The sequence below is a fragment of the Arthrobacter sp. HMWF013 genome (assembly GCF_003061105.1).
GTDB lineage: Bacteria > Actinomycetota > Actinomycetes > Actinomycetales > Micrococcaceae > Arthrobacter.
The window spans coordinates 1-17,938 of the sequence record NZ_QAIQ01000038.1 but is presented as its reverse complement, the minus strand read 5'-3'; the positions used below and the strand labels follow the sequence as shown (position 1 = coordinate 17,938).

The following is a 17,938-nucleotide window of genomic DNA, read 5'->3' as shown; positions in this document are numbered from 1 at the left end:
GTGTACAAGGTGGCCCTGCCGCTGCACCCCGAGTACCGGACCATGCCGATGGTCTGGTACGTCCCGCCGCTCTCACCGGTGGTGGACCTGCTGCGCGACCAGGGGCACGACGGCGAGGACCACGGCAACCTCTTCGGCGCCATCGACGCCCTGCGGATCCCGGTGGAGTACCTCGCCGAGCTCTTCACCGCCGGGGACGCGGACCGGGTCACCGCCGTGCTGAAGAAGCTCGCCGCGATGCGCTCCTTCATGCGCGGCATCAGCCTCGGCAACGACCCCGATGATTCAATCCCGGAGGCGGTGGGGATGGACAGCCAGACCATGTACGAGATGTACCGGCTGATGGCCATCGCCAAATACGAGGAACGGTACGTGATCCCCAAGGCGCACGTGGAACAGGCCCACGACCTGGAGGAAATGGGCTGTTCGCTGGATTTCGACGGCGGACCGGGCATGCAGGATTCCTCACCGTTTGGTGAGGCCAGCGGCCGGCCCGTCCCGGTGGCGGTGGAAACCTTCAATGCCCTCCGGGACCGGCAGACCTCCGGCTCGGCACCGGGCGAGACGTCTCTGAGGGGCCGGGTGAACCTGCTGAACTGGGATGGCACCGGCGCACCGGCCGGGCTCTTCCCGGACAAGGGGCCCGAGCCGGGCACCCTGGCGGCGGCGGAGGATCAGCCGTGAGCCGCCGCCAACAGGTCCTCTACCTTGCGGCCGCCTGGTGCCTGTCCTACCCGAATGAAGACCTAATTGGCAGGGTCCCGCTGATGAGGGCTGCGCTGGACGAGTTTCCCGGCGCCAGCCGGGACTTCGCCGGAGTGCTGGACCTGCTGGAATCCTCGGAACCGATGGAGATCCAGGCCCACTACGTGCGCGAGTTCGATCTTGGCCGGCGCCACGCGCTGCACCTGAGCTACTGGACGGACGGGGACACGCGGCGCCGCGGCGAAGTCCTGGGCAGCTTCAAGAAGGCCTACCGGCAGAGCGACATCCTGGTGGACACCCACGGCGAGCTGCCGGACTACCTGCCCATGGTCCTGGAATACGCCGCCCTGGTGGACCTGAAAGCCGGGCGTGAGCTTCTGATCCGGTACCGGGCGAGCCTCGAAATGCTGAGGTTCGGGCTGCTCCGGGACGATCTTCCGCATGCCCGGATCCTGCAGGCCATCTGCGACACCCTGCCCGGGAAATCGCCGGCTGATGAACAGGCCGTCATGCGGATGGCCGGCTACGGCCCGCCCACCGAAGCAGTGGGGCTCGACCCCTACGATCCGCGCCTGCTGCCTGTGAAAGGGGCCTGAGAATGCTGACCTTCGAGACATTACCGATCCTCGAAACCGGGCCGGGCGCCGCCGTCGAACTTACCGCCTGGGACACCATCCTCTGGGGTGTCCTGCCGTACGTCATGGTGGTGGTGCTGGTGGGCGGCCTCATCTGGCGGTACAAATACGACCAGTTCGGCTGGACCACCCGGTCCTCGCAGCTGTATGAATCCCGGCTGCTGCGCATCGCGTCGCCGCTATTCCACTTCGGCCTCCTGGCCGTGGTTGCCGGGCACTTCTTCGGGCTGGTCATCCCGATGGCGTGGACACAGGCCGTCGGCATGAGCCAGGACTTCTACCACTTCAACGCCCTGTTCATTGGCGGCATCGCCGGGGTGGGGACCCTGGGCGGCATCCTCCTGCTGATCTACCGCCGGCGCACCACCGGGCCGGTTTTTATGGCCACCACCAAGAACGACAAGTTGATGTATGTGGTGCTCACTGCCGCCATTGTGTTCGGGCTGTGGACCACCCTGGCAAGCGTCTTTGAGGGGGAGCACGGGCACAACTACCGCGAAACCGTGGCTCCCTGGTTCCGCTCCCTGTTCATTTTCCAGCCGGACATCGCAGCCATGGCCGCGGCACCGTTCTCCTTCCACCTGCACACCCTGGTGGGCATGGCCCTGTTCGTGATCTGGCCGTTCACGCGGCTGGTCCACGCCTTCACCGCGCCGCTGCACTACCTGTTCCGGCCCTACATCGTCTACCGCTCCCGCGACAAGGACCAGGCCCGGGGGAGTGTGCCTGCAAGGCGGAAAGAGGGAGCCTCCGCGGCCCGCACCACCGGCACGGCTGCGCGCCGCGGCTGGTCCGCCGTCGGGACCCGCGACCGGGACACCCGGAACCGTTAGCCGCCATGCCCGCGGACAGAGGGAAACCGGACAGAGGAACCCCGGACAGAGAAAAGAGGAACCCAGTGGCCGGATCCGCCGCTTCAGCGCCGTCTGCCCCAGCCCCGCCCATTCCTGCGGGCCGGACGCTGAACCTCGTGCTCGCCACATCGGCTTCGGTAGTGGGCTTCTGGGCGTGGAACTCGGTGGCGACCCTCGGTTCGTTCTATACCCAGAACCTGCAGCTCAATCCAGCCGCCACGGGCGTACTGGTGGCCATGCCCGTGTTCGTCGGCTCGCTGGGCCGGATCGTCGTGGGCACCCTGACGGACAGGCACGGCGGCCGGGTCATGTTCACCTTCGTGCTGCTCGCGTCCATCCTGCCGATCCTGCTGGTCTCCGTGGGCGGCCTCCTGAACTCCTTTGCGCTGGTGCTGGGTGCCGGCCTGGTGCTCGGCGTCGCGGGGACCGTCTTCGCCGTCGGTATTCCCTTCGTCAGCGCCTGGTACGAGCCGTCCCGGCGCGGGTTCGCCACCGGCGTCTTCGGCGCCGGGATGGGCGGCACTGCGCTGGCGGCCTTCCTGAATCCCCGGCTCGTCGCCGCGATCGGCTACTTCCCCACACACCTGCTCATCGCGGGGATCCTCGCCGTGATGGCCGCCCTGGTCTGGTTCCTGATGAAGGAATCCCCGGGCTGGACACGCAGCAACGCCCCCGTCCTGCCCAAGCTCCTGGACGCTGCCAAAACACCCGTCACCTGGAAAATGTGCTTCCTCTATGCCGTGGTGTTCGGCGGATTCGTTTCCTTCGCCACGTACCTGCCCACCTACCTGCGCGATGTCTACAGCTTCGATCCCAGCGGTGCCGGCGCACGTACTGCCGGCTTCGCGCTCGCCGCCGTGCTGGCCCGGCCGGTGGGCGGGGTCCTGGCGGACAAATTCGGTTCCAAACCGGTAGTGCTCACCTCTTTGGCCGGGGTTGCCGTGCTCGCCTGGGTGGTGAACCTGCGGCCCGACGGCGAGGTCCCCGCCGGACTGACGTTTGTGGCCATGGCTGCCGCGCTGGGTCTGGGAACAGGAGGGGTGTTCGCCTGGGTTGGTGTGCTGGCACCCGCCGGGAAGGTGGGCAGCATCAGCGGGGTGGTCAGTGCCGCGGGCGGGCTGGGCGGCTACTTTCCGCCGCTGGTAATGGGTGCCACCTATGACGCCGCCACCCGCAGCTATTCGATCGGCCTGCTGCTGCTGGTTGCCACCGCCCTGGTGGCCCTGGTCTTCACCGCTGTGGTCCTGCGGGGTCCATCCAAGACTGTCCACGTGGCGAAAGCCTGACGTGGTGACTGGCCTAACCGGCCAGCACCACAGCGATACCGAGCGCTCCCAACACGATCCCCGCAAAGGCGGTCCACAGCACTGCGGAGGTGTCGGCGTCGACCTTTTCGCGCACGATTCCCCGTGCGCTGGCACGGTACCGGCGCCGCTGCGTCAGGTAGATGGCCAAGGCGGCGCCGGCGGACACGGCAAAGAGAAGCAGGATCGGCAGGCCGTGGTGGGGGAGCCAGCGGAGGAAAATGGCGCTGACCGTCACCAGCGCCAGCATGGTGCGGCCCCAGGCCAGCGTGGTCCGTTCCGGCTGGAGCCCGGGATCGCCGTGGGTGGCAGCGGCAGACACGTCTCAGCGCCAGAGAACGGACACGACGACGACGGCGGCGGCCAGCGCGCCCGCACCGGCCAGCAGCGGCACGATCAACGGCAGCGGCAAAGGAGTGCTGTTTCGCATGCTCCGCTCAACACGGATCCAGCGCACCGCTGCGCCGCCGCTCAGCAGCATCCCCAGCAGAAGCAACAGCACCGCGAGGACCTTGCGGACCGGCTCCGGAAACAGGTCTGAGGTGAAAGCTTCAATGGCGATGCCTCCCGCCAGGAGCGCCAGGGAGGTCCGGATCCAGGCGAGGAAAGTGCGTTCGTTGGCGAGGGTGAAGCGCGGGTCCGGTTCCGTCCCGCCGGGCAGCAGCCGTTCGGCCAGCTTCCCGCGCGGCGGCGTGGGACCTTCGGGCGGCGTCTGGTTGCTGGGCACGGGGACAGCTTAGCCGGGGGTCAGATGGTCCGCGACACGATGGTGCCTGGCGGCGCTGGGAAACAGGGGGGAATGCGGGCGGGGCTCTGGAGGTTGGCCCTGACATGCAACGCATCGGATTTCTGTCCTTCGGCCATTGGGGTCCCGGCCAAGGCTCCCGCACCAGGACGGCCGGGGAGGCCCTGCTGCAAGGCATCGAGCTGGCCGTTGCCGCCGAGGAAATCGGCATGGACGGCGCCTTCTTCCGGGTGCATCACTTTGCCCGTCAGCAGGCGTCCCCCTTCCCGCTCCTGGCTGCGATCGCCGCGCGGACCAGCCGGATCGAACTGGGCACCGGCGTCATCGACATGCGTTACGAGAATCCGCTGTATATGGCCGAAGAGGCTGCCGCCACGGATCTGATCAGTGGCGGACGGCTGCAGCTCGGCATCAGCCGCGGGTCACCCGAGCCGGCGCGCAACGGAGCCGCGGCGTTCGGGTACACACCGGAGGCGGGGGAAACTGACGCAGACATGGCCCGCCGCCACACGGCCCGGTTCCGGCAGGCCATCAGCGGCGCCGGTGTGGCGGAGGCCGATCCGCGCTACGCAGGATCCGTCCACGGCCTGCTGCCGGTCCAGCCTCAGTCGGCAGGGCTGGACCAACGGATCTGGTGGGGGGCCGGGAGCCGGAACACCGCTGTGTGGGCGGCCGGACTGGGGATGAACCTGATGAGTTCCACCCTGCTCACCGAGGACACCGGCGTGCCGTTTGACCAGCTTCAGGCAGAGCAGATCCAGCTTTTCCGCGAGGCATGGACCGCTGCCGGGCACACTCACCAGCCGCGGGTCTCGGTCAGCCGCAGCGTCCTTCCCATCGTGGACGAGGAAGACAGCCGCTATTTCGCCGGCAGCGCCCTGCGGGACGCCCGGGACCAGGTAGGGATCATCGACGGCGTGACGGCACGGTTTGGCAAGAGCTACGTGGGCGAACCTGACGCGCTGGAAGAGCAACTCGCAGCCGATGCCGCTGTCCAGGCCGCGGACACTTTGCTCCTCACCGTCCCCAACCAGCTAGGCGTCGATTTCAATGCCAAGATGCTCGGAAACATCGCCCGCCACATAGCCCCTGCCTTGGGCTGGGCGCCTGCCGGATCAGCGGAACAGGGACCCGCTCCGTCACGCTGAAAACTCTGCTGGGTGTTCCGGGCCGGAGGGAATATTCTTACAGTGCCGGGTATTTGTTGGCCGGCCCACCATGGCCAGAGAGGCACCCATGTCCGAGAAGCTCCACCTTGACCCTGAAGACGAATTCCCGGACGACCTCAGCACCCTTCCCGACGGGGCGTTGCAGGTTCTGGACAGCCAGGTCCAGCGTCAGCTTGATTACGAGTACGTAAGGGAAGGTGAGCCGAACCCCGAGACCGAGTTCAGGCACCACGACCTGGACGCGGAATTCCAGGAGCGGGACATCCGCTGAATAATCATCAGCATGCTTAGTGATATTGGGTAAGGTAGGAACTATTCTTCAGTCACAGCCGTTAGGCTTATAGCGGCTGGGGGGTCAAAATGCCACCACTACACAGCGTGACTGCGGAACGGTCAGGAGAGAGAAATATGGCTCGCGCCGCTATAGGTATAACTGCATGATCCGGCTACGCCAGCTGGCCCAAGCCGCCACGGTCCTGACCACACCGCTCTCGCCCGAAGATATTCTGGCGCTCTTCAACCCTGTCTTCTCGGCGCGCCAGCTGCGCGGCGTCGTGACCCGCGTTGTGCAGGAAACGGCCCAGTCGGCCACCATCTTCTTCCGCCCCGGCCGCGGCTGGCACTCCCACCTGGCCGGCCAGTGGGCGCGCATCGGCGTCGAGCTTGACGGCGTCAGGCACTGGCGCTCATATTCCCTGAGCGCCCCCGCCGGCACGGATCCCGCCATCACCGTTACGGACGTCGGAGCCGTTTCCGGAACGCTGGTCCGCACCACCAAACCGGGCGATGTCCTTTTCCTTGCTCCTCCCCAGGGTGATTTCATCCTCCCCGAGCACCCCCGGCCCTTGCTGATGGTCACCGCCGGAAGCGGCATCACTCCGGTGATGTCCATGATCCGCACGCTTGTCCCACGGCGCCCGGACGCCGACGTCGTGCTGGTCCATTCCGCACGGACACCCGGCGACAGCCTCTTCCGCGAGGAACTGGCCGAGCTGGCTGACCAGTTCCCGAATTTCCGGCTGGCCCACTGGTACACCGGCGAGCAGGGCCGCATGGACCTGACCAACACCGCCGAACTGGACGAGATCTGCCCCGACTGGAAGGAACGGGCCGCCTACGCCTGCGGACCGGACAGCTTCCTGGACGACGCCGAGGCCCTGTGGAAGCAGGCCTCCCTCACCGCCGGTGCCCCGGGATCCGATGTTGCCGTCGCCGGCGACCCCGGAAACCTCATGATCGAACGGTTCAACACCGCCTTCGCCGGCGGTGTGGGCCACGACGGCGGCCTGGTCACCTTTGAGGCATCGGACCGGGAAGTCGAGGCCGACGGCGACACTCCGCTGCTCGACGTCGGCGAGGACAATGGGGTGCTGATGCCCAGCGGCTGCCGCATGGGCATCTGCCACAGCTGCCTTACACCCCTTCTGGCCGGACAGGTCCGTGATCTTCGCACCAACGAGGTCCACGGCGAACCCGGCGAACTAATCCAAACGTGTGTCTCGGCAGCCGCCGGACCCGTCAACCTCGAAATCTGAGGAGCAATCACCGCATGTCAGTAGTTTCAGCAGCAAAAGCCACCTCCACCGGCACGTCAAGGACGCGCCCCGGGGCACTGGCAGAATCCGGCAGCCCTTCGGTCCGCCCTCCGGCAGCAGCACACCTGACTGACGAGCAGGTTGCGGAGATGGGCCGGGAGCTCGATGCCATCCGCGACGAGATCCTCGCCAAACGCGGTGCAACCGATGCCGCGTACATCCGGCGGTTGATCAAGGTCCAGCGCGGCCTGGAGATTTCCGGCCGGGCAGCGCTGCTGGTCAGCAAGAACAAGGCCGCCTGGGTCACGGGCACCACGCTCCTGAGCCTGGCCAAGATCCTTGAAAACATGGAAATCGGACACAACGTGCTCCATGGCCAGTGGGACTGGATGCGGGACCCGGACATCCACTCCACCACGTGGGAGTGGGACTTCGTCACGCCGTCGCGCTCGTGGCAGCACACCCACAATGACCTCCACCACCGCTGGACCAACGTGGTGGGCAAGGACAACGACGTCGGATACAACCTCCTGCGCATGGACGAGGCCCAGCCGTGGGTGCCCATGAACCTGGGCAACCCGCTCTACAACGCGATCCTGGCGCCCCTCTTCGAGTGGGGGATCGCCATCTACGACCTCGAGCTCACTGAGTTCAAGGAGGGCAAGAAGTCCAAGGAAGCCATGCTCAAGGACCTCAAGGCCCTGGGCAAGAAGGTGGTCACCCAGTTCACGAAGGACTACGCAGCCACCCCGGCAGTGGCCATGCTCACCGGTTCCGGCAAGCAGGCGCTCTACGGAACCCTCACCGCCAACGCGGTCCGCAACGTCTGGGCGCACGCTGTCATCTTCTGCGGCCACTTCCCGGAAGGAACGGACACGTTCACCGAGGAAATGGTGGAAGGTGAAACGCGCGGTGACTGGTACGTCCGCCAGATGATCGGCTCCGCCAACATCTCCGGCTCCAAGTTCATGCACCTGATGACCGGCAACCTCTCACACCAGATCGAGCACCACCTCTTCCCGGACCTGCCCTCCAACCGGTACGCCGAAGTGGCTCCCCGGGTCCAGGAAATCTGCCAGCGGTACGGCCTGAAGTACACCACCGGACCCATCTGGAAGCAGGTTGGTTCCACCTGGGCAAAGGTCTTCAGGCTGGCGCTGCCGCCGAAGGCCGCGAAGGCCTGATCTAAAACAGCACAGCAATAAAAAAGTGGAGTGGCCGGGCAAAATGCCTGGCCGCTCCACTTTTTTGTCGTGCCCTTTAGGCGAGGGAGAGGAAGAGCTTCTCCAGTTCCTTCTTGTCCATGGTGGTGTCCTCACGGACGATGCACTGCTCCAGGCCGCTGGCGATGATGGCAAACCCGGCCCGGTCCAGGGCTTTGGAGACGGCTGCCAGCTGCGTGACGATGTCCTTGCAGTCCCGGCCCTCCTCCAGCATCCGCGTGACGGCGGCGAGTTGGCCCTGGGCCCGTTTGAGGCGGTTAACCACAGGGGTCAGTTCAGTCGAATCAAGTTGCATGGGGTCTCCAATGGTTGCGGTCCTGGGCTCAACTATATACCCACCGGGGTGTTTTGACTACCCCCGGGGGTATCTGTAATACTCGGTGGGGTATTCATCCTTACGTTGAGAGGCCATCCATTGACTTCCCCTTCCACCACCACAGCCGTCACTGCACTTGCTCCGGAAACGCTTCGCAGCTGGGTCACCGAGCACCAGGATCTCGTGGTGATTGACGTGCGCTCGGCCGCCGAATTCGAGTCCATGCATATCCGCGGCTCCTACAACGTGCCCCTGCCGCTGCTGTCCGAGCACACCGACGAACTCGCCGCCCGCCTGGGCAGCCGGGTGGTCCTCGTCTGCCAGTCCGGGGCCCGTGCCGAGCAGGCACGCCAGCGCCTCGGCAAGTCCGGCATTGACACGGCCCACGTGCTTACCGGCGGTGTGCCGGGCTTCGCCGCCGCCGGCGGTGACGTCGTCAAGGGCAAGGACCGCTGGGACCTGGAGCGCCAGGTCCGCCTCGCCGCGGGATCCCTGGTGGTCCTGGGCCTGGCCGGCGGCAAGTTCGTTTCCCCGAAGATCCGGACCCTCGCCGGCGTGATCGGCGCCGGTCTTACATTCTCCGCGGCCACCAACACCTGTGCCATGGGGCAGGCCATCTCCGCGATGCCGTGGAACAGGTCCACCAAGGAACCCACGCGCGAAAGTGCCATCCTGGCCCTCCCGGTCAGTGCTGATGTGAACGCCGAGGCCAAAGCCTCATGACCGTAACCCTGCTCCTCGTTCTTGCGCTGTCGGTGGTCATCGGGCTCTCGCTCGGTGTCCTCGGCGGCGGCGGATCGATCCTGACCGTGCCGATCCTGGTCTACGTGGCAGGGTTCGAAGCCAAGGAAGCCATCGCGGCCTCCCTGTTCGTCGTGGGCGTCACTTCTGCCGTGAGCGTGTTCAGCCACGCCCGCGGGGGCAGGGTGATGTGGCGGACAGGACTGATCTTCGGCGCGGCCGGCATGGCCGGCGCGTTCGTCGGCGGCCTGCTCGGCGGCCACATCCCCGGCCAGATCCTGCTTGTCGCCTTCGCCGTCATGATGGTGGCCACCTCGGTGGCCATGCTTCGCGGCCGGAAGAAAAAGTCCGACGCCGATGCGCCAGTCAAGCACGAACTGCCCCTTGGCAGGGTGCTGCTGGACGGCGCCGTGGTGGGTCTCGTGACCGGCCTTGTCGGTGCGGGCGGCGGCTTCCTGGTGGTTCCGGCCCTGGCGCTCCTGGGTGGCCTGCCGATGTCGATTGCCGTGGGTACGTCGCTGGTGGTCATCGCGATGAAGTCCTTCGCCGGGCTCGCCGGATACCTCACCACGGTGCAGCTGGACTGGGGCATCACCCTCGGTGTAACCGCAGCAGCCATCGTGGGCACCGTCATCGGCTCCAGGCTGGCAGGCCGCATCCCGGAAGCCGCGCTCCGCAAGGCCTTCGGCTGGTTCGTCCTGGCCATGGGAACGTTTGTCCTGATCCAGCAGGCTCCGGCAGACCTGCGCTGGTTCATCGCCGCCGGCGTCGCAGCCCTCACCGCAACCACCGCCGGCATCTGCTGGTTCTTCATCAGCTCCTGCCCCCTGCGCAACCGCGCCGGCCGCCGCAGCAAAGTCCCCTCACCCGCCTGAACCAACCACCCCTACCCAAGGAGAACCCCATGGGCCTCATCAGCTCCCTGAAAAAAGCCTTCAGCAAGCCCTACAAATCGGTCTCAGTAGCTGAGGCCAAGGACCTCCTGTCCTCAGGCGCCGCGCTGATCGATGTCCGCTCGGCCCAGGAATGGCGCTCCGGACGGGCGCCCCAGGCCAAGCACATCCCGCTGGACCGGCTGCAGACCAGCACCGCCGGAATCAACAAGAACAAGCCCGTGATCGCCGTCTGCGCATCCGGGGTCCGCTCCGCGTCAGCGGCCCGCCTCCTCGCCTCCCAGGGGTGCCAGGCCTACTCCCTGCGTGGCGGCATGGGCGCCTGGCGCTCGGCCGGCGAGCCCGTCCGCTAGCAGCAGCACACTATTTCGAAGGAGAATCCAATGGCTGAAATCACCATCACCGAAGCCGAACAGCGGCGCGCCAGCGCCTGCATCCTCGATGTCCGCGAGGACTTCGAGGTCGAGGACGGCATGATCCCCGGCGCCCTCCACATCCCCATGGGCCAGCTGCAGGCACGCCTGTCCGAACTGGACCCCGCAGTCCCCGTCATCGCGGTCTGCCGCAGCGGCAACCGTTCAGCCCGCGTGGCTGATGCCCTCAACGGGGCCGGCTTCTCGGCGGACACCATGGCCGGAGGCATGATCGCCTGGACACGCGCCGGCCTCCCCACCACCTGAGCACCTACCGGCCCAGCCGCCACGCACCCAAGACAACTCCCGAAAGGACACGAAAGACGATGGCAACCATCGACGTCACCGAACAGAGCTTCGCCGAAACCCTGGAGAACAGCGAGATCGTCTTCGTTGACTTCTGGGCAGCCTGGTGCGGACCCTGCCGCATGTTCGCCCCCACCTACAGCGCAGCCGCCGAAAGGCACCCGGACATCACGTTCGCCAAGGTGGACACCGAAGCAGAACACGCCCTCGCCGCAGCGGCGGGCATTACCTCCATCCCCACCGTCATGGCCTTCAAGGACAAGACCCTGGTCTTCTCCCAGCCCGGAGCCCTCAATGCCACCGGACTCGAAGAGGTCATCACGGGCGTCAGGAATCTGAACATGGACAAGCTCCGGGCCAATGCGGCACAGCAGGCCTGACGCCGGATCCGCCGCAAAACCGAGACGCAGATATCCCCACTTGCCGGATACCCCCTAGGGTATTAATATTGTTACAGAGCACATCCCCCACCCCTTTCACGAAGGAGAGCACCAAATGCTTATCGAGCGCATTTACGATGAAGACCTCGCCCAAGCCAGCTACTTCATCGGCTGCCAGGCCAAGAATGAAGCCGTTGTGGTCGACGGCCGCCGCGACATCGCGGTTTACCAGGATCTGGCCGAGAAAAACGGCATGAAGATCGTTGCTGTCACCGAGACGCACATCCACGCCGACTACCTCTCCGGCACCCGCGAACTGGCCGCCGCTACCGGCGCGAAAATCTACCTCTCGGGTGAAGGCGGACCGGACTGGCAGTACGGGTTCGACGGCGAACGGCTGTACGACGGCGACAAGATCACCTTGGGCAACATCAACATCCAGGCAGTGCACACCCCCGGACACACCCCGGAACATCTGTCCTTCCTGGTCACCGACGGCGCGTTCAGCGACCAGCCCGGGTACCTGCTGTCCGGCGACTTTGTCTTCTCCGGTGACCTCGGCCGCCCTGACCTGCTCGACGAAGCGGCCGGCGGCGTCGATACCCGGTTCGTGGGAGCCAAGCAGCTCTTCGCCAGCCTGCGGGACAAGTTCCTGACCCTGCCGGACTACGTCCAGGTCCACCCCGCCCACGGCGCCGGCAGCGCCTGCGGCAAGGCCCTCGGCGCGATCCCCTCCTCCACCGTGGGCTACGAGCGGCTCTACGCCTGGTGGGGCCCCTACCTCCCCGCCAACGACGAGCAGGGCTTCATCAACGAACTCCTTGAAGGCCAGCCCGACGCCCACGCCTACTTCGGCCGGATGAAGCGTGAAAACCGTGAAGGCCCGGCCGTCATGGGCGAGCGTACGCCGCTGCGGGAGCTGGACAACGCGGAGGTTGCCAAGGACCTGGCTGCGGACAAGGTCACTTTCATCGACACCCGCTCCAACAGCGAAGTCCCCGAAGGCACCGTCACCCGCTCCCTGAACGTCCCCGCCGGCAAGTCAGTGGCCAGCTACGGCGCCTGGGTGGTCAACCCCGAAACGGACAAGAACCCACTGGTACTGCTGGCCGCGGACCAGGAACAGGCCATGGACATGTGGGACCACCTGGTCCGCGTCGGCATCGACAACGTTGCCGGCTACCTCACCAGCCTCGACGGGCTCCCCACGGCAACCCCGAAGCTCATCCAGCCCGCCGACCTGGCAGGCTTCGACGCGGCAATGGTCCTGGACGTCCGCAACCGCACTGAGCACGCCGCCGGGCACATCCCCGGTTCCTACCAGCTCAGCGGCGGCCGGGTCATGTGGCACCTGGATGAACTTCCCACCGAAGGCACCATTGTGACCTACTGCCAGAGCGGTGTCCGGAACTCGGTAGCAGCCAGCGCGCTGCGCCGCGCCGGGTACGACGTCGTCGAACTCGACGGCAGCTACGCCGCCTGGGCCGCCTGGCGGCAGGCGCGCGAATCCGTGGCCAGCAGCTAAGCAGAGGAGAGATGACCTTGATTGCACTGGGACTGCGCCAGAACCTGGCGCAGTTCCTGCTGCTTGTGGCCGTCAACGCGCTGGTGGGCGGCACCCTGGGACAGGAGCGCACGGTGCTGCCGCTGCTGGCCGGGCAGGTGTTCCACCTGGACCTTTACACCAGTGCGCTGACGTACATCCTGGCATTCGGTGTGGCAAAAGCGGCCACGAACTACTTCGCAGGCACTTTGTCGGACCGGTATGGCCGCAAACCGGTCCTGGTAGCCGGGTGGCTGATTGCCCTCCCTGTCCCGCTCCTGTTGATCTTCGGGCCGTCCTGGGGCTGGATCGTCGCAGCCAACGTGGTGCTGGGCATCAGCCAGGGCCTGACCTGGTCCACCACGGTGATGATGAAGATGGACCTCGTGGGTCCCGAACGCCGCGGTTTGGCCATGGGCCTCAATGAGGCGGCAGGCTACCTCGGAGTTGCCGGTACGGCGCTTGCCACCGGCTACATCGCCGCCACCTACGGGCTGCGGCCGGGACCATTCCTGCTTGGCGCGGCCTTCATCGCCGTCGGGCTGGGGCTGTCCGTCCTGACCATCCGGGAAACGCACCACCACGCCAAGGCCGAAGCCGCCACCCACGTTTCCGTTCACGCGGGAACAGAGGCCGGGCTGAGCAGCCGCGAGGTTTTCACGCTGACAAGCTTCCGCGACAAGTCGCTGTCTTCCGTCAGCCAGGCGGGCATGGTGAATAACCTCAACGACGGCCTCGCCTGGGGGCTGTTCCCTGTCCTGTTCGCCACGGCAGGGCTCAGCATTGAACGCATCGGCATCCTCGCCGCCGTCTACCCGGCCGTGTGGGGCGCCGGGCAACTGGTCACCGGCGCCTTGTCGGACCGGATCGGCCGCAAGCCCCTGATCGTCGGCGGCATGATCGTCCAGGCCGCGGCACTGGCCATGGTGGCTGCCGGCCAGGACTTCGGAATCTGGCTGGCTGCTGCCATTCTGCTCGGTGCCGGAACGGCCATGGTCTACCCCACCCTGCTCGCGGCGATCGGCGACGTGGCGCACCCGCACTGGCGGGCACGCTCAGTGGGCATCTACCGGCTGTGGCGCGATGGCGGTTTCGCCGTCGGCGCCCTCCTGTCCGGGATCACCGCAGACGCGTACGGCATCCCGGCAGCCGTGGGCGTTGTCGCGGCACTCACCGCGGCGTCCGGCGTTCTGGTGGCCGTGCGCATGCGCGGCACGGACCACCACCCCGCGGCCTCCGCTGCCCCCGCAGCCGGGTGACCCGGCTTACGAGGACTGTTTCTTCAAGAACGCGAGCAGGGCTGCATTGACCTCCGCAGCGTGTGTCAGCAGCAGGCCGTGAGGGGCGCCGTCGATCTCCACATAGTCAGCGGACGGCAGGGCTTTGGCAAACCTGCGGCCGGTGGCGTCGATGGGGAGGATATTGTCCGCGGTGCCGTGCAGGATGAGGGTGGGAACATCGATCTTCGGGATGTCCGCGCGGAAGTCCGTCAGCCACGTGGGCTGGGCAGCGATCGAAGCTGTGGCTCCTGAAACAGAAGCAATATTCCAGCTTGCCCTGACCGCTTCCTCACTGAGCCGCGGGGTGCCCAGGAAGGTATCGGAGTTATAGAAGTTCTTGAAGAATTCGGTGAAGAAAGCGTAGCGGTCTGCCGTCACTGCTTCGGTCAGCCCGTCGAAGACTTCCTGCGGCACACCTTCAGGGTTGTCGTCGGTTTTCAGCAGGAACGGCTCCAGCGATCCCAGGAACGCTGCGCGCGCAACCCGGGCGGTCCCGTAAGTGCTCATGTAGCGGGCCAGTTCACCCGTGCCCATCGAAAAGCCCACCAGCACCACGTTGTTGAGGTCCAGCGTTTCCACGAGGGTCTTGAGGTCCGCCGCGAAGGTGTCGTAGTCGTAGCCTTTGGTGGTCTTGCTGGACTTTCCGAACCCACGGCGGTCGTAGGTGATCACCCGGTAGCCCGCGTCCAGAAGTGCTGCTGTCTGCTTTTCCCAGGAGGAACCGTCCAGCGGGTAGCCGTGGATCAGGACTACGGGCTGGCCGCTCCCGTGGTCCTCGTAGTAGAGCTCAATCTCGGTGCTGTTCTCGGTTCCAACGGTGACGAATGCCATCTCTGAGGTCCTTTCGAAGCTTCGGAATCACGTTCCGGGCGCAAGGCAATGTCCGCACCCGGCATCCCTTACTCTAGGGAACGCCCGGCGCGGCACCAAGGACCTGGCTACTGCGAGGGTTGCGGAAGCACGCAGTCCACCTGCGGATTCACTCCCACATAGTTCAGCGGCCCGGCGATGATGGTCACGGCCACCGTCCCGGCCTCTGCGCAGGAGCCCGGCGCCCCGCCGAAGTAGCCGCGTTGCCAGGCGGCCAGTCCGCCGATGATCAGCCAGATGACTATCAGTGCTCCGAGAAACTTCATGGTTTCCTCCAATGGCCGCGGCCGCCTGTGCGTTCAATTATGCGCCGTTAACCGGAATTCAGACAGCACCCCGCCCCCGGACGCTCTCGCACTTAATGTGGGTTAATTCTCAACGCTCTCTCACTTGATGCAGGAAATCGGCAGACCCTCTCTCACTTTCCTGAGACGAGTGAGAGAGGGTTCGCCAAATGTCCGCATTAAGTGAGAGAGCGTCGGGGAAAAACCTGCGGTAGGTGAGAGAGCATCGGGGAAAAACCTGCGGTAGGTGAGAGAGCGTCGGGGAAAAACCTGCGGTAGGTGAGAGAGCGTTGGAAGGGGGGCTAGCGGCGGCCGCCGAAGCCGCCTCCGCCGCCCATGCCCTCGGCGGTGTACTCGCCGGCGGTTACGGTGCTGACCTGGTCGGCTCCGTCCAGGGAACCTTCACCGATGCCGGCGCTGACCGTGGCGGTGCCGCCGGTGTAGACGGTGTATTCCTCACCCTCGGTGATGGCGGCTGAAGAGAACACCAGCGAGGCCGTGGCCTTGGTGGTGACAAACGCGCCCACCACAGTGCCTGCGGAGTCGGCGATCTGCACCACGGTGCCTGCCGGAACGGTTGATCCGAGCGTTACCTGCACACCGGACTGCGTCGAGGAGGTGCCCGGGGTGACCACCATGCCCGCGCTTCCGGCGGCCGCCACGGTTCCGCCGGTGACGGTGAGTTCGCCGTTGACGTCCAGGGCTCCGTTGCCTGAGTTGGTGGGGCCGTTGACCACCACGGTGCCGCCGGAGATGCTGGCGTTGCCGTTGGAGTCCAGGCCATCGCCCTGGGAGTTGATGGTCAGGGAGCCGCCGCTGATTTCCACGGTGTAGTCGCCCACGGCCATTTCGCCGCCGCCCATCCCGCCGCCGGTGGTGGCGGTGGAGGACCCGCCCGAGGCGTTCACGCCGTCGTCGTTCGCGGTGATGTTGGCCGTTCCGCCGGTCACCACGATGTGCTGGGCCTCCAGGCCCTCTTCCGATTCCTCGACCGTGGTGGCGCCGGCCGCGATGGTCAGGGTGTTGAAGGCCTTGATGCCGTCGTCCACGGCGCTGACGTTCAGGGTGCCGCCGTTGATGAGGACCCAGCCGCGGCCTTCGTCCTCCTCGTTGTCCGATTTGAAGCCGTCGTCCCCGGCGGTGACCTGGTAGGCGCCGTCCAGGAGCACGGCGTAGTCCTTGCCCACGATGCCGTCGTCCATGGCGTCCACGGTGACGTTGCCGGCGGCCAGCACCAGGCCGTCCTTGGAGGAGATGCCGTCATTGAAGTTGCCTTCCACGGTCAGCGAACCCGTGCCGGCGATGGTGAGATCGGCCTGGGAGTAGAGGGCGGCGTTCGGGGCGTCCTCGGCGGTGTCCGCGTAGGTGGCGGCGTCGCTGAGCGCGTTGGACGTGCCGTCCGCCAGGTACACAATGGCCTCGTTCGCGCTCTGCACCACAAAGGGCGAGCCGGTGGAGCTGGAGATTTCAGCGCCGTCGAGGATGATGCGGACCACGTCCTCTTCGCCGGCGGCCACCACTACCTGGCCGTCGGACAGCGAGCCGCTGAGCCGGTAGGTGCCTGCGGCACTGATGGTGACGGTATCGCCGTCGATCGTGACGGCGTCCGACGTCGAGCCGGGGGCCACGCTCGATGCGCCGTCCGCCAGGGTCACGGCTACTTCGGCTGCCGCATCCCAGGTGAGGTCATCGGCGTCGTAGTGCGTATCTGCGGCGAGTGTGTCCAGCGATACTGCGGCCTGGGCGGTGCCGGATGTGGCCGAGTTGCCGGACGAGCTGCTGCTGGAAGTGCTGCCCGTGATGGACGTTCCCGTGGTGGTCGGAGCGGTGGCACAGCCGGCCAGGCCGATGGCGAGGGCGAGGGCAGTGACGGAGAGTGCGGAGCGGAAGCGGTTCATGGTGTGTTCCTTCGATGTATTGGGGGGGTGGAGGGTGTCAGGCGGCGGGGCGGAGGTTCATGGAGCGGCGGAGGGTGCGGTTCCAGCGGTTGGCCGGCAGTTCCGGGCAAAGCGCCGCCATGCCGGTGGCGAACTTGGAGATCCGGGAGGGCCGGACTCCGTGGGCCCAGAGGTGCTGGTCCAGCGGGCCGGCGGCCGAACCGGATTTGGTTTCCAGGATCACTGCGCCATCCAGCATCCAGGCCTGCTCGCCGGGGCGCTGCCAGGTGACGCCGGTATCGATGGTGGCGCGGCTGCCGGATTCCGGCAGGTAAAGCGTGGTGCGGTGGTAGCGGGTTTCGAGCACCGGTCCGAGGGATCCGGCAGGCGCTCCGCCCACCGCCGCGGCGAGCGTTTCGTGGACGTAGTCCAGGCCCTCTGCCGTCAGGTGCGCCCGGTCGGCAAGATCGTAGGGGATACGTTCCTTGACCGTGGCCTCGCGGGCGCCTTCGGTCTTGACCTCCAGGAAACTGATGGCGCTGTCCACATACGTCCTGGTCCGCACCTTGTAGCGGCGGCGCCGGCCGTGGGCTGCCAGGAGATAGCTGTCCAGTTCCGCGGTGTCGAAGTAGACCGAGTCGTAGGCGAAGCAGATGCAACCGTCCATCTCCAGGACCCGGAGCTCTGCATCAAACGTGGCCAGGAGTTCCTGAGCCAGGGCCTCGGGAACCACGTACTTGCGGTCCACCCGGGTCTGCAGCGCGGCTTCGGCGTTCAGCTCTTCGAGTCCTACGGTGGGCCGCCGGCGGAGGATGCTGACGACGCCGGCGCCTGCGGGGGCGCTCATGCCGCACCGGCCTGGGAG

The 17,938-nt window shown here is 66.4% G+C and carries 21 protein-coding genes and 1 pseudogene; 15 read left to right on the top strand and 7 right to left on the bottom strand.

The annotated features are described in order from the left end of the window. From narY to DBR22_RS02015, 4 genes and pseudogenes are all read left to right on the top strand, one after another. Positions 1-684: pseudogene (narY, locus tag DBR22_RS02030) on the top strand (nitrate reductase subunit beta); the annotation flags it as partial. After that, positions 681-1,301, top strand: coding sequence for a nitrate reductase molybdenum cofactor assembly chaperone (gene narJ, locus DBR22_RS02025; protein ID WP_108597555.1), 621 nt, complete (start codon positions 681-683; stop codon positions 1,299-1,301). The pseudogene narY and the gene narJ, both read left to right, overlap by 4 nt. A gap of 2 nt (positions 1,302-1,303) precedes the next feature. After that, the gene (narI, locus tag DBR22_RS02020; RefSeq protein ID WP_108597554.1) at positions 1,304-2,173 is read left to right on the top strand and encodes a respiratory nitrate reductase subunit gamma; all 870 of its coding nucleotides are present in this window, start codon (positions 1,304-1,306) and stop codon (positions 2,171-2,173) included. A gap of 65 nt (positions 2,174-2,238) precedes the next feature. Then, positions 2,239-3,480, top strand: a complete 1,242-nt coding sequence (locus DBR22_RS02015) for an MFS transporter (protein WP_308810168.1) — start codon at positions 2,239-2,241, stop codon at positions 3,478-3,480. Positions 3,481-3,493: 13 nt separating this feature from the next. Here DBR22_RS02015 and DBR22_RS02010 read toward each other — a convergent pair whose 3' ends face one another. Together DBR22_RS02010 and DBR22_RS02005 are read right to left on the bottom strand one after the other, a co-directional pair. Then, positions 3,494-3,820, bottom strand: coding sequence for a DUF202 domain-containing protein (locus DBR22_RS02010; protein WP_108597553.1), 327 nt, complete (start codon positions 3,818-3,820; stop codon positions 3,494-3,496). Between the two features lie 3 nt (positions 3,821-3,823). Next, positions 3,824-4,225, bottom strand: a complete 402-nt coding sequence (locus DBR22_RS02005; protein ID WP_108597552.1) for a YidH family protein — start codon at positions 4,223-4,225, stop codon at positions 3,824-3,826. A 104-nt stretch (positions 4,226-4,329) separates the two neighbouring features. On the opposite strand from DBR22_RS02005, the gene DBR22_RS02000 reads away from it, so the two are divergent. The 4 genes from DBR22_RS02000 to DBR22_RS01985 all read left to right on the top strand — a co-directional run bounded on the left by DBR22_RS02000 (position 4,330) and on the right by DBR22_RS01985 (position 8,131). Continuing rightward, on the top strand, positions 4,330-5,391 hold the full coding sequence (locus tag DBR22_RS02000) for an LLM class flavin-dependent oxidoreductase (protein WP_108597551.1): 1,062 nt from the start codon (positions 4,330-4,332) through the stop codon (positions 5,389-5,391). An 88-nt stretch (positions 5,392-5,479) separates the two neighbouring features. Then, positions 5,480-5,683: a hypothetical protein gene (locus DBR22_RS01995; protein ID WP_108597550.1), complete on the top strand. Its 204-nt coding sequence runs from the start codon at positions 5,480-5,482 to the stop codon at positions 5,681-5,683. A gap of 166 nt (positions 5,684-5,849) precedes the next feature. Beyond that, positions 5,850-6,947, top strand: a complete 1,098-nt coding sequence (locus DBR22_RS01990) for a ferredoxin reductase (RefSeq protein WP_108597549.1) — start codon at positions 5,850-5,852, stop codon at positions 6,945-6,947. A gap of 14 nt (positions 6,948-6,961) precedes the next feature. Further along, positions 6,962-8,131, top strand: a complete 1,170-nt coding sequence (locus tag DBR22_RS01985) for a fatty acid desaturase family protein (protein ID WP_108597548.1) — start codon at positions 6,962-6,964, stop codon at positions 8,129-8,131. A gap of 76 nt (positions 8,132-8,207) precedes the next feature. On the opposite strand, the gene DBR22_RS01980 is transcribed toward DBR22_RS01985, so the two are convergent. Next, positions 8,208-8,465 carry a metal-sensitive transcriptional regulator gene (locus tag DBR22_RS01980; RefSeq protein ID WP_108597547.1) on the bottom strand — a complete coding sequence of 86 codons (258 nt, stop codon included), beginning with the start codon at positions 8,463-8,465 and terminating at the stop codon, positions 8,208-8,210. Positions 8,466-8,585: 120 nt separating this feature from the next. Here DBR22_RS01980 and DBR22_RS01975 point away from each other — a divergent pair, with 120 nt between their 5' ends. The 7 genes from DBR22_RS01975 to DBR22_RS01945 all read left to right on the top strand — a co-directional run bounded on the left by DBR22_RS01975 (position 8,586) and on the right by DBR22_RS01945 (position 14,021). Next, positions 8,586-9,209, top strand: coding sequence for a rhodanese-like domain-containing protein (locus tag DBR22_RS01975; RefSeq protein ID WP_108597546.1), 624 nt, complete (start codon positions 8,586-8,588; stop codon positions 9,207-9,209). Then, on the top strand, positions 9,206-10,102 hold the full coding sequence (locus tag DBR22_RS01970) for a sulfite exporter TauE/SafE family protein (RefSeq protein ID WP_108597545.1): 897 nt from the start codon (positions 9,206-9,208) through the stop codon (positions 10,100-10,102). The genes DBR22_RS01975 and DBR22_RS01970 overlap by 4 nt, the downstream gene beginning before the upstream one ends. A gap of 29 nt (positions 10,103-10,131) precedes the next feature. Next, on the top strand, positions 10,132-10,473 hold the full coding sequence (locus DBR22_RS01965; RefSeq protein WP_108597544.1) for a rhodanese-like domain-containing protein: 342 nt from the start codon (positions 10,132-10,134) through the stop codon (positions 10,471-10,473). Positions 10,474-10,503: 30 nt separating this feature from the next. After that, complete coding sequence (locus tag DBR22_RS01960; protein ID WP_108597543.1) at positions 10,504-10,800, top strand: rhodanese-like domain-containing protein; 297 nt, start codon at positions 10,504-10,506, stop codon at positions 10,798-10,800. A 59-nt stretch (positions 10,801-10,859) separates the two neighbouring features. Next, the gene (locus tag DBR22_RS01955; RefSeq protein WP_108597542.1) at positions 10,860-11,219 is read left to right on the top strand and encodes a thioredoxin family protein; all 360 of its coding nucleotides are present in this window, start codon (positions 10,860-10,862) and stop codon (positions 11,217-11,219) included. A gap of 115 nt (positions 11,220-11,334) precedes the next feature. Beyond that, a complete protein-coding gene (locus tag DBR22_RS01950; protein ID WP_108597541.1) occupies positions 11,335-12,744 on the top strand; it encodes an MBL fold metallo-hydrolase in 1,410 nt (469 codons plus the stop codon). A gap of 11 nt (positions 12,745-12,755) precedes the next feature. Beyond that, positions 12,756-14,021, top strand: coding sequence for an MFS transporter (locus tag DBR22_RS01945; RefSeq protein WP_108597540.1), 1,266 nt, complete (start codon positions 12,756-12,758; stop codon positions 14,019-14,021). Positions 14,022-14,027: 6 nt separating this feature from the next. On the opposite strand, the gene DBR22_RS01940 is transcribed toward DBR22_RS01945, so the two are convergent. From DBR22_RS01940 to DBR22_RS01925, 4 genes are all read right to left on the bottom strand, one after another. Further along, positions 14,028-14,873, bottom strand: coding sequence for an alpha/beta fold hydrolase (locus DBR22_RS01940; RefSeq protein WP_108597539.1), 846 nt, complete (start codon positions 14,871-14,873; stop codon positions 14,028-14,030). A gap of 107 nt (positions 14,874-14,980) precedes the next feature. Next, positions 14,981-15,178, bottom strand: coding sequence for a hypothetical protein (locus DBR22_RS01935; RefSeq protein ID WP_108597556.1), 198 nt, complete (start codon positions 15,176-15,178; stop codon positions 14,981-14,983). A 320-nt stretch (positions 15,179-15,498) separates the two neighbouring features. Further along, a complete protein-coding gene (locus tag DBR22_RS01930; RefSeq protein ID WP_108597538.1) occupies positions 15,499-17,094 on the bottom strand; it encodes a carbohydrate-binding domain-containing protein in 1,596 nt (531 codons plus the stop codon). 37 nt (positions 17,095-17,131) lie between these two features. Next, entirely contained in the window at positions 17,132-17,920 is a 789-nt protein-coding gene (locus DBR22_RS01925; protein WP_108597537.1) for a polyphosphate polymerase domain-containing protein, read from the bottom strand. Between the last annotated feature and the right edge of the window lie 18 nt (positions 17,921-17,938).

What these genes read in the sequence shown, in the direction of transcription:
- narI (WP_108597554.1), top strand. Translation starts at nt 1,304, where the DNA reads ATGCTGACCTTCGAGACATTACCGATCCTCGAAACCGGGCCGGGCGCC.
- DBR22_RS02000 (WP_108597551.1), top strand. Translation starts at nt 4,330, where the DNA reads ATGCAACGCATCGGATTTCTGTCCTTCGGCCATTGGGGTCCCGGCCAA.
- DBR22_RS01995 (WP_108597550.1), top strand. Translation starts at nt 5,480, where the DNA reads ATGTCCGAGAAGCTCCACCTTGACCCTGAAGACGAATTCCCGGACGAC.
- DBR22_RS01990 (WP_108597549.1), top strand. Translation starts at nt 5,850, where the DNA reads ATGATCCGGCTACGCCAGCTGGCCCAAGCCGCCACGGTCCTGACCACA.
- DBR22_RS01985 (WP_108597548.1), top strand. Translation starts at nt 6,962, where the DNA reads ATGTCAGTAGTTTCAGCAGCAAAAGCCACCTCCACCGGCACGTCAAGG.
- DBR22_RS01980 (WP_108597547.1), bottom strand. Translation starts at nt 8,465, where the DNA reads ATGCAACTTGATTCGACTGAACTGACCCCTGTGGTTAACCGCCTCAAA.
- DBR22_RS01970 (WP_108597545.1), top strand. Translation starts at nt 9,206, where the DNA reads ATGACCGTAACCCTGCTCCTCGTTCTTGCGCTGTCGGTGGTCATCGGG.
- DBR22_RS01965 (WP_108597544.1), top strand. Translation starts at nt 10,132, where the DNA reads ATGGGCCTCATCAGCTCCCTGAAAAAAGCCTTCAGCAAGCCCTACAAA.
- DBR22_RS01960 (WP_108597543.1), top strand. Translation starts at nt 10,504, where the DNA reads ATGGCTGAAATCACCATCACCGAAGCCGAACAGCGGCGCGCCAGCGCC.
- DBR22_RS01955 (WP_108597542.1), top strand. Translation starts at nt 10,860, where the DNA reads ATGGCAACCATCGACGTCACCGAACAGAGCTTCGCCGAAACCCTGGAG.
- DBR22_RS01950 (WP_108597541.1), top strand. Translation starts at nt 11,335, where the DNA reads ATGCTTATCGAGCGCATTTACGATGAAGACCTCGCCCAAGCCAGCTAC.
- DBR22_RS01945 (WP_108597540.1), top strand. Translation starts at nt 12,756, where the DNA reads ATGACCTTGATTGCACTGGGACTGCGCCAGAACCTGGCGCAGTTCCTG.
- DBR22_RS01940 (WP_108597539.1), bottom strand. Translation starts at nt 14,873, where the DNA reads ATGGCATTCGTCACCGTTGGAACCGAGAACAGCACCGAGATTGAGCTC.
- DBR22_RS01935 (WP_108597556.1), bottom strand. Translation starts at nt 15,178, where the DNA reads ATGAAGTTTCTCGGAGCACTGATAGTCATCTGGCTGATCATCGGCGGA.
- DBR22_RS01930 (WP_108597538.1), bottom strand. Translation starts at nt 17,094, where the DNA reads ATGAACCGCTTCCGCTCCGCACTCTCCGTCACTGCCCTCGCCCTCGCC.
- DBR22_RS01925 (WP_108597537.1), bottom strand. Translation starts at nt 17,920, where the DNA reads ATGAGCGCCCCCGCAGGCGCCGGCGTCGTCAGCATCCTCCGCCGGCGG.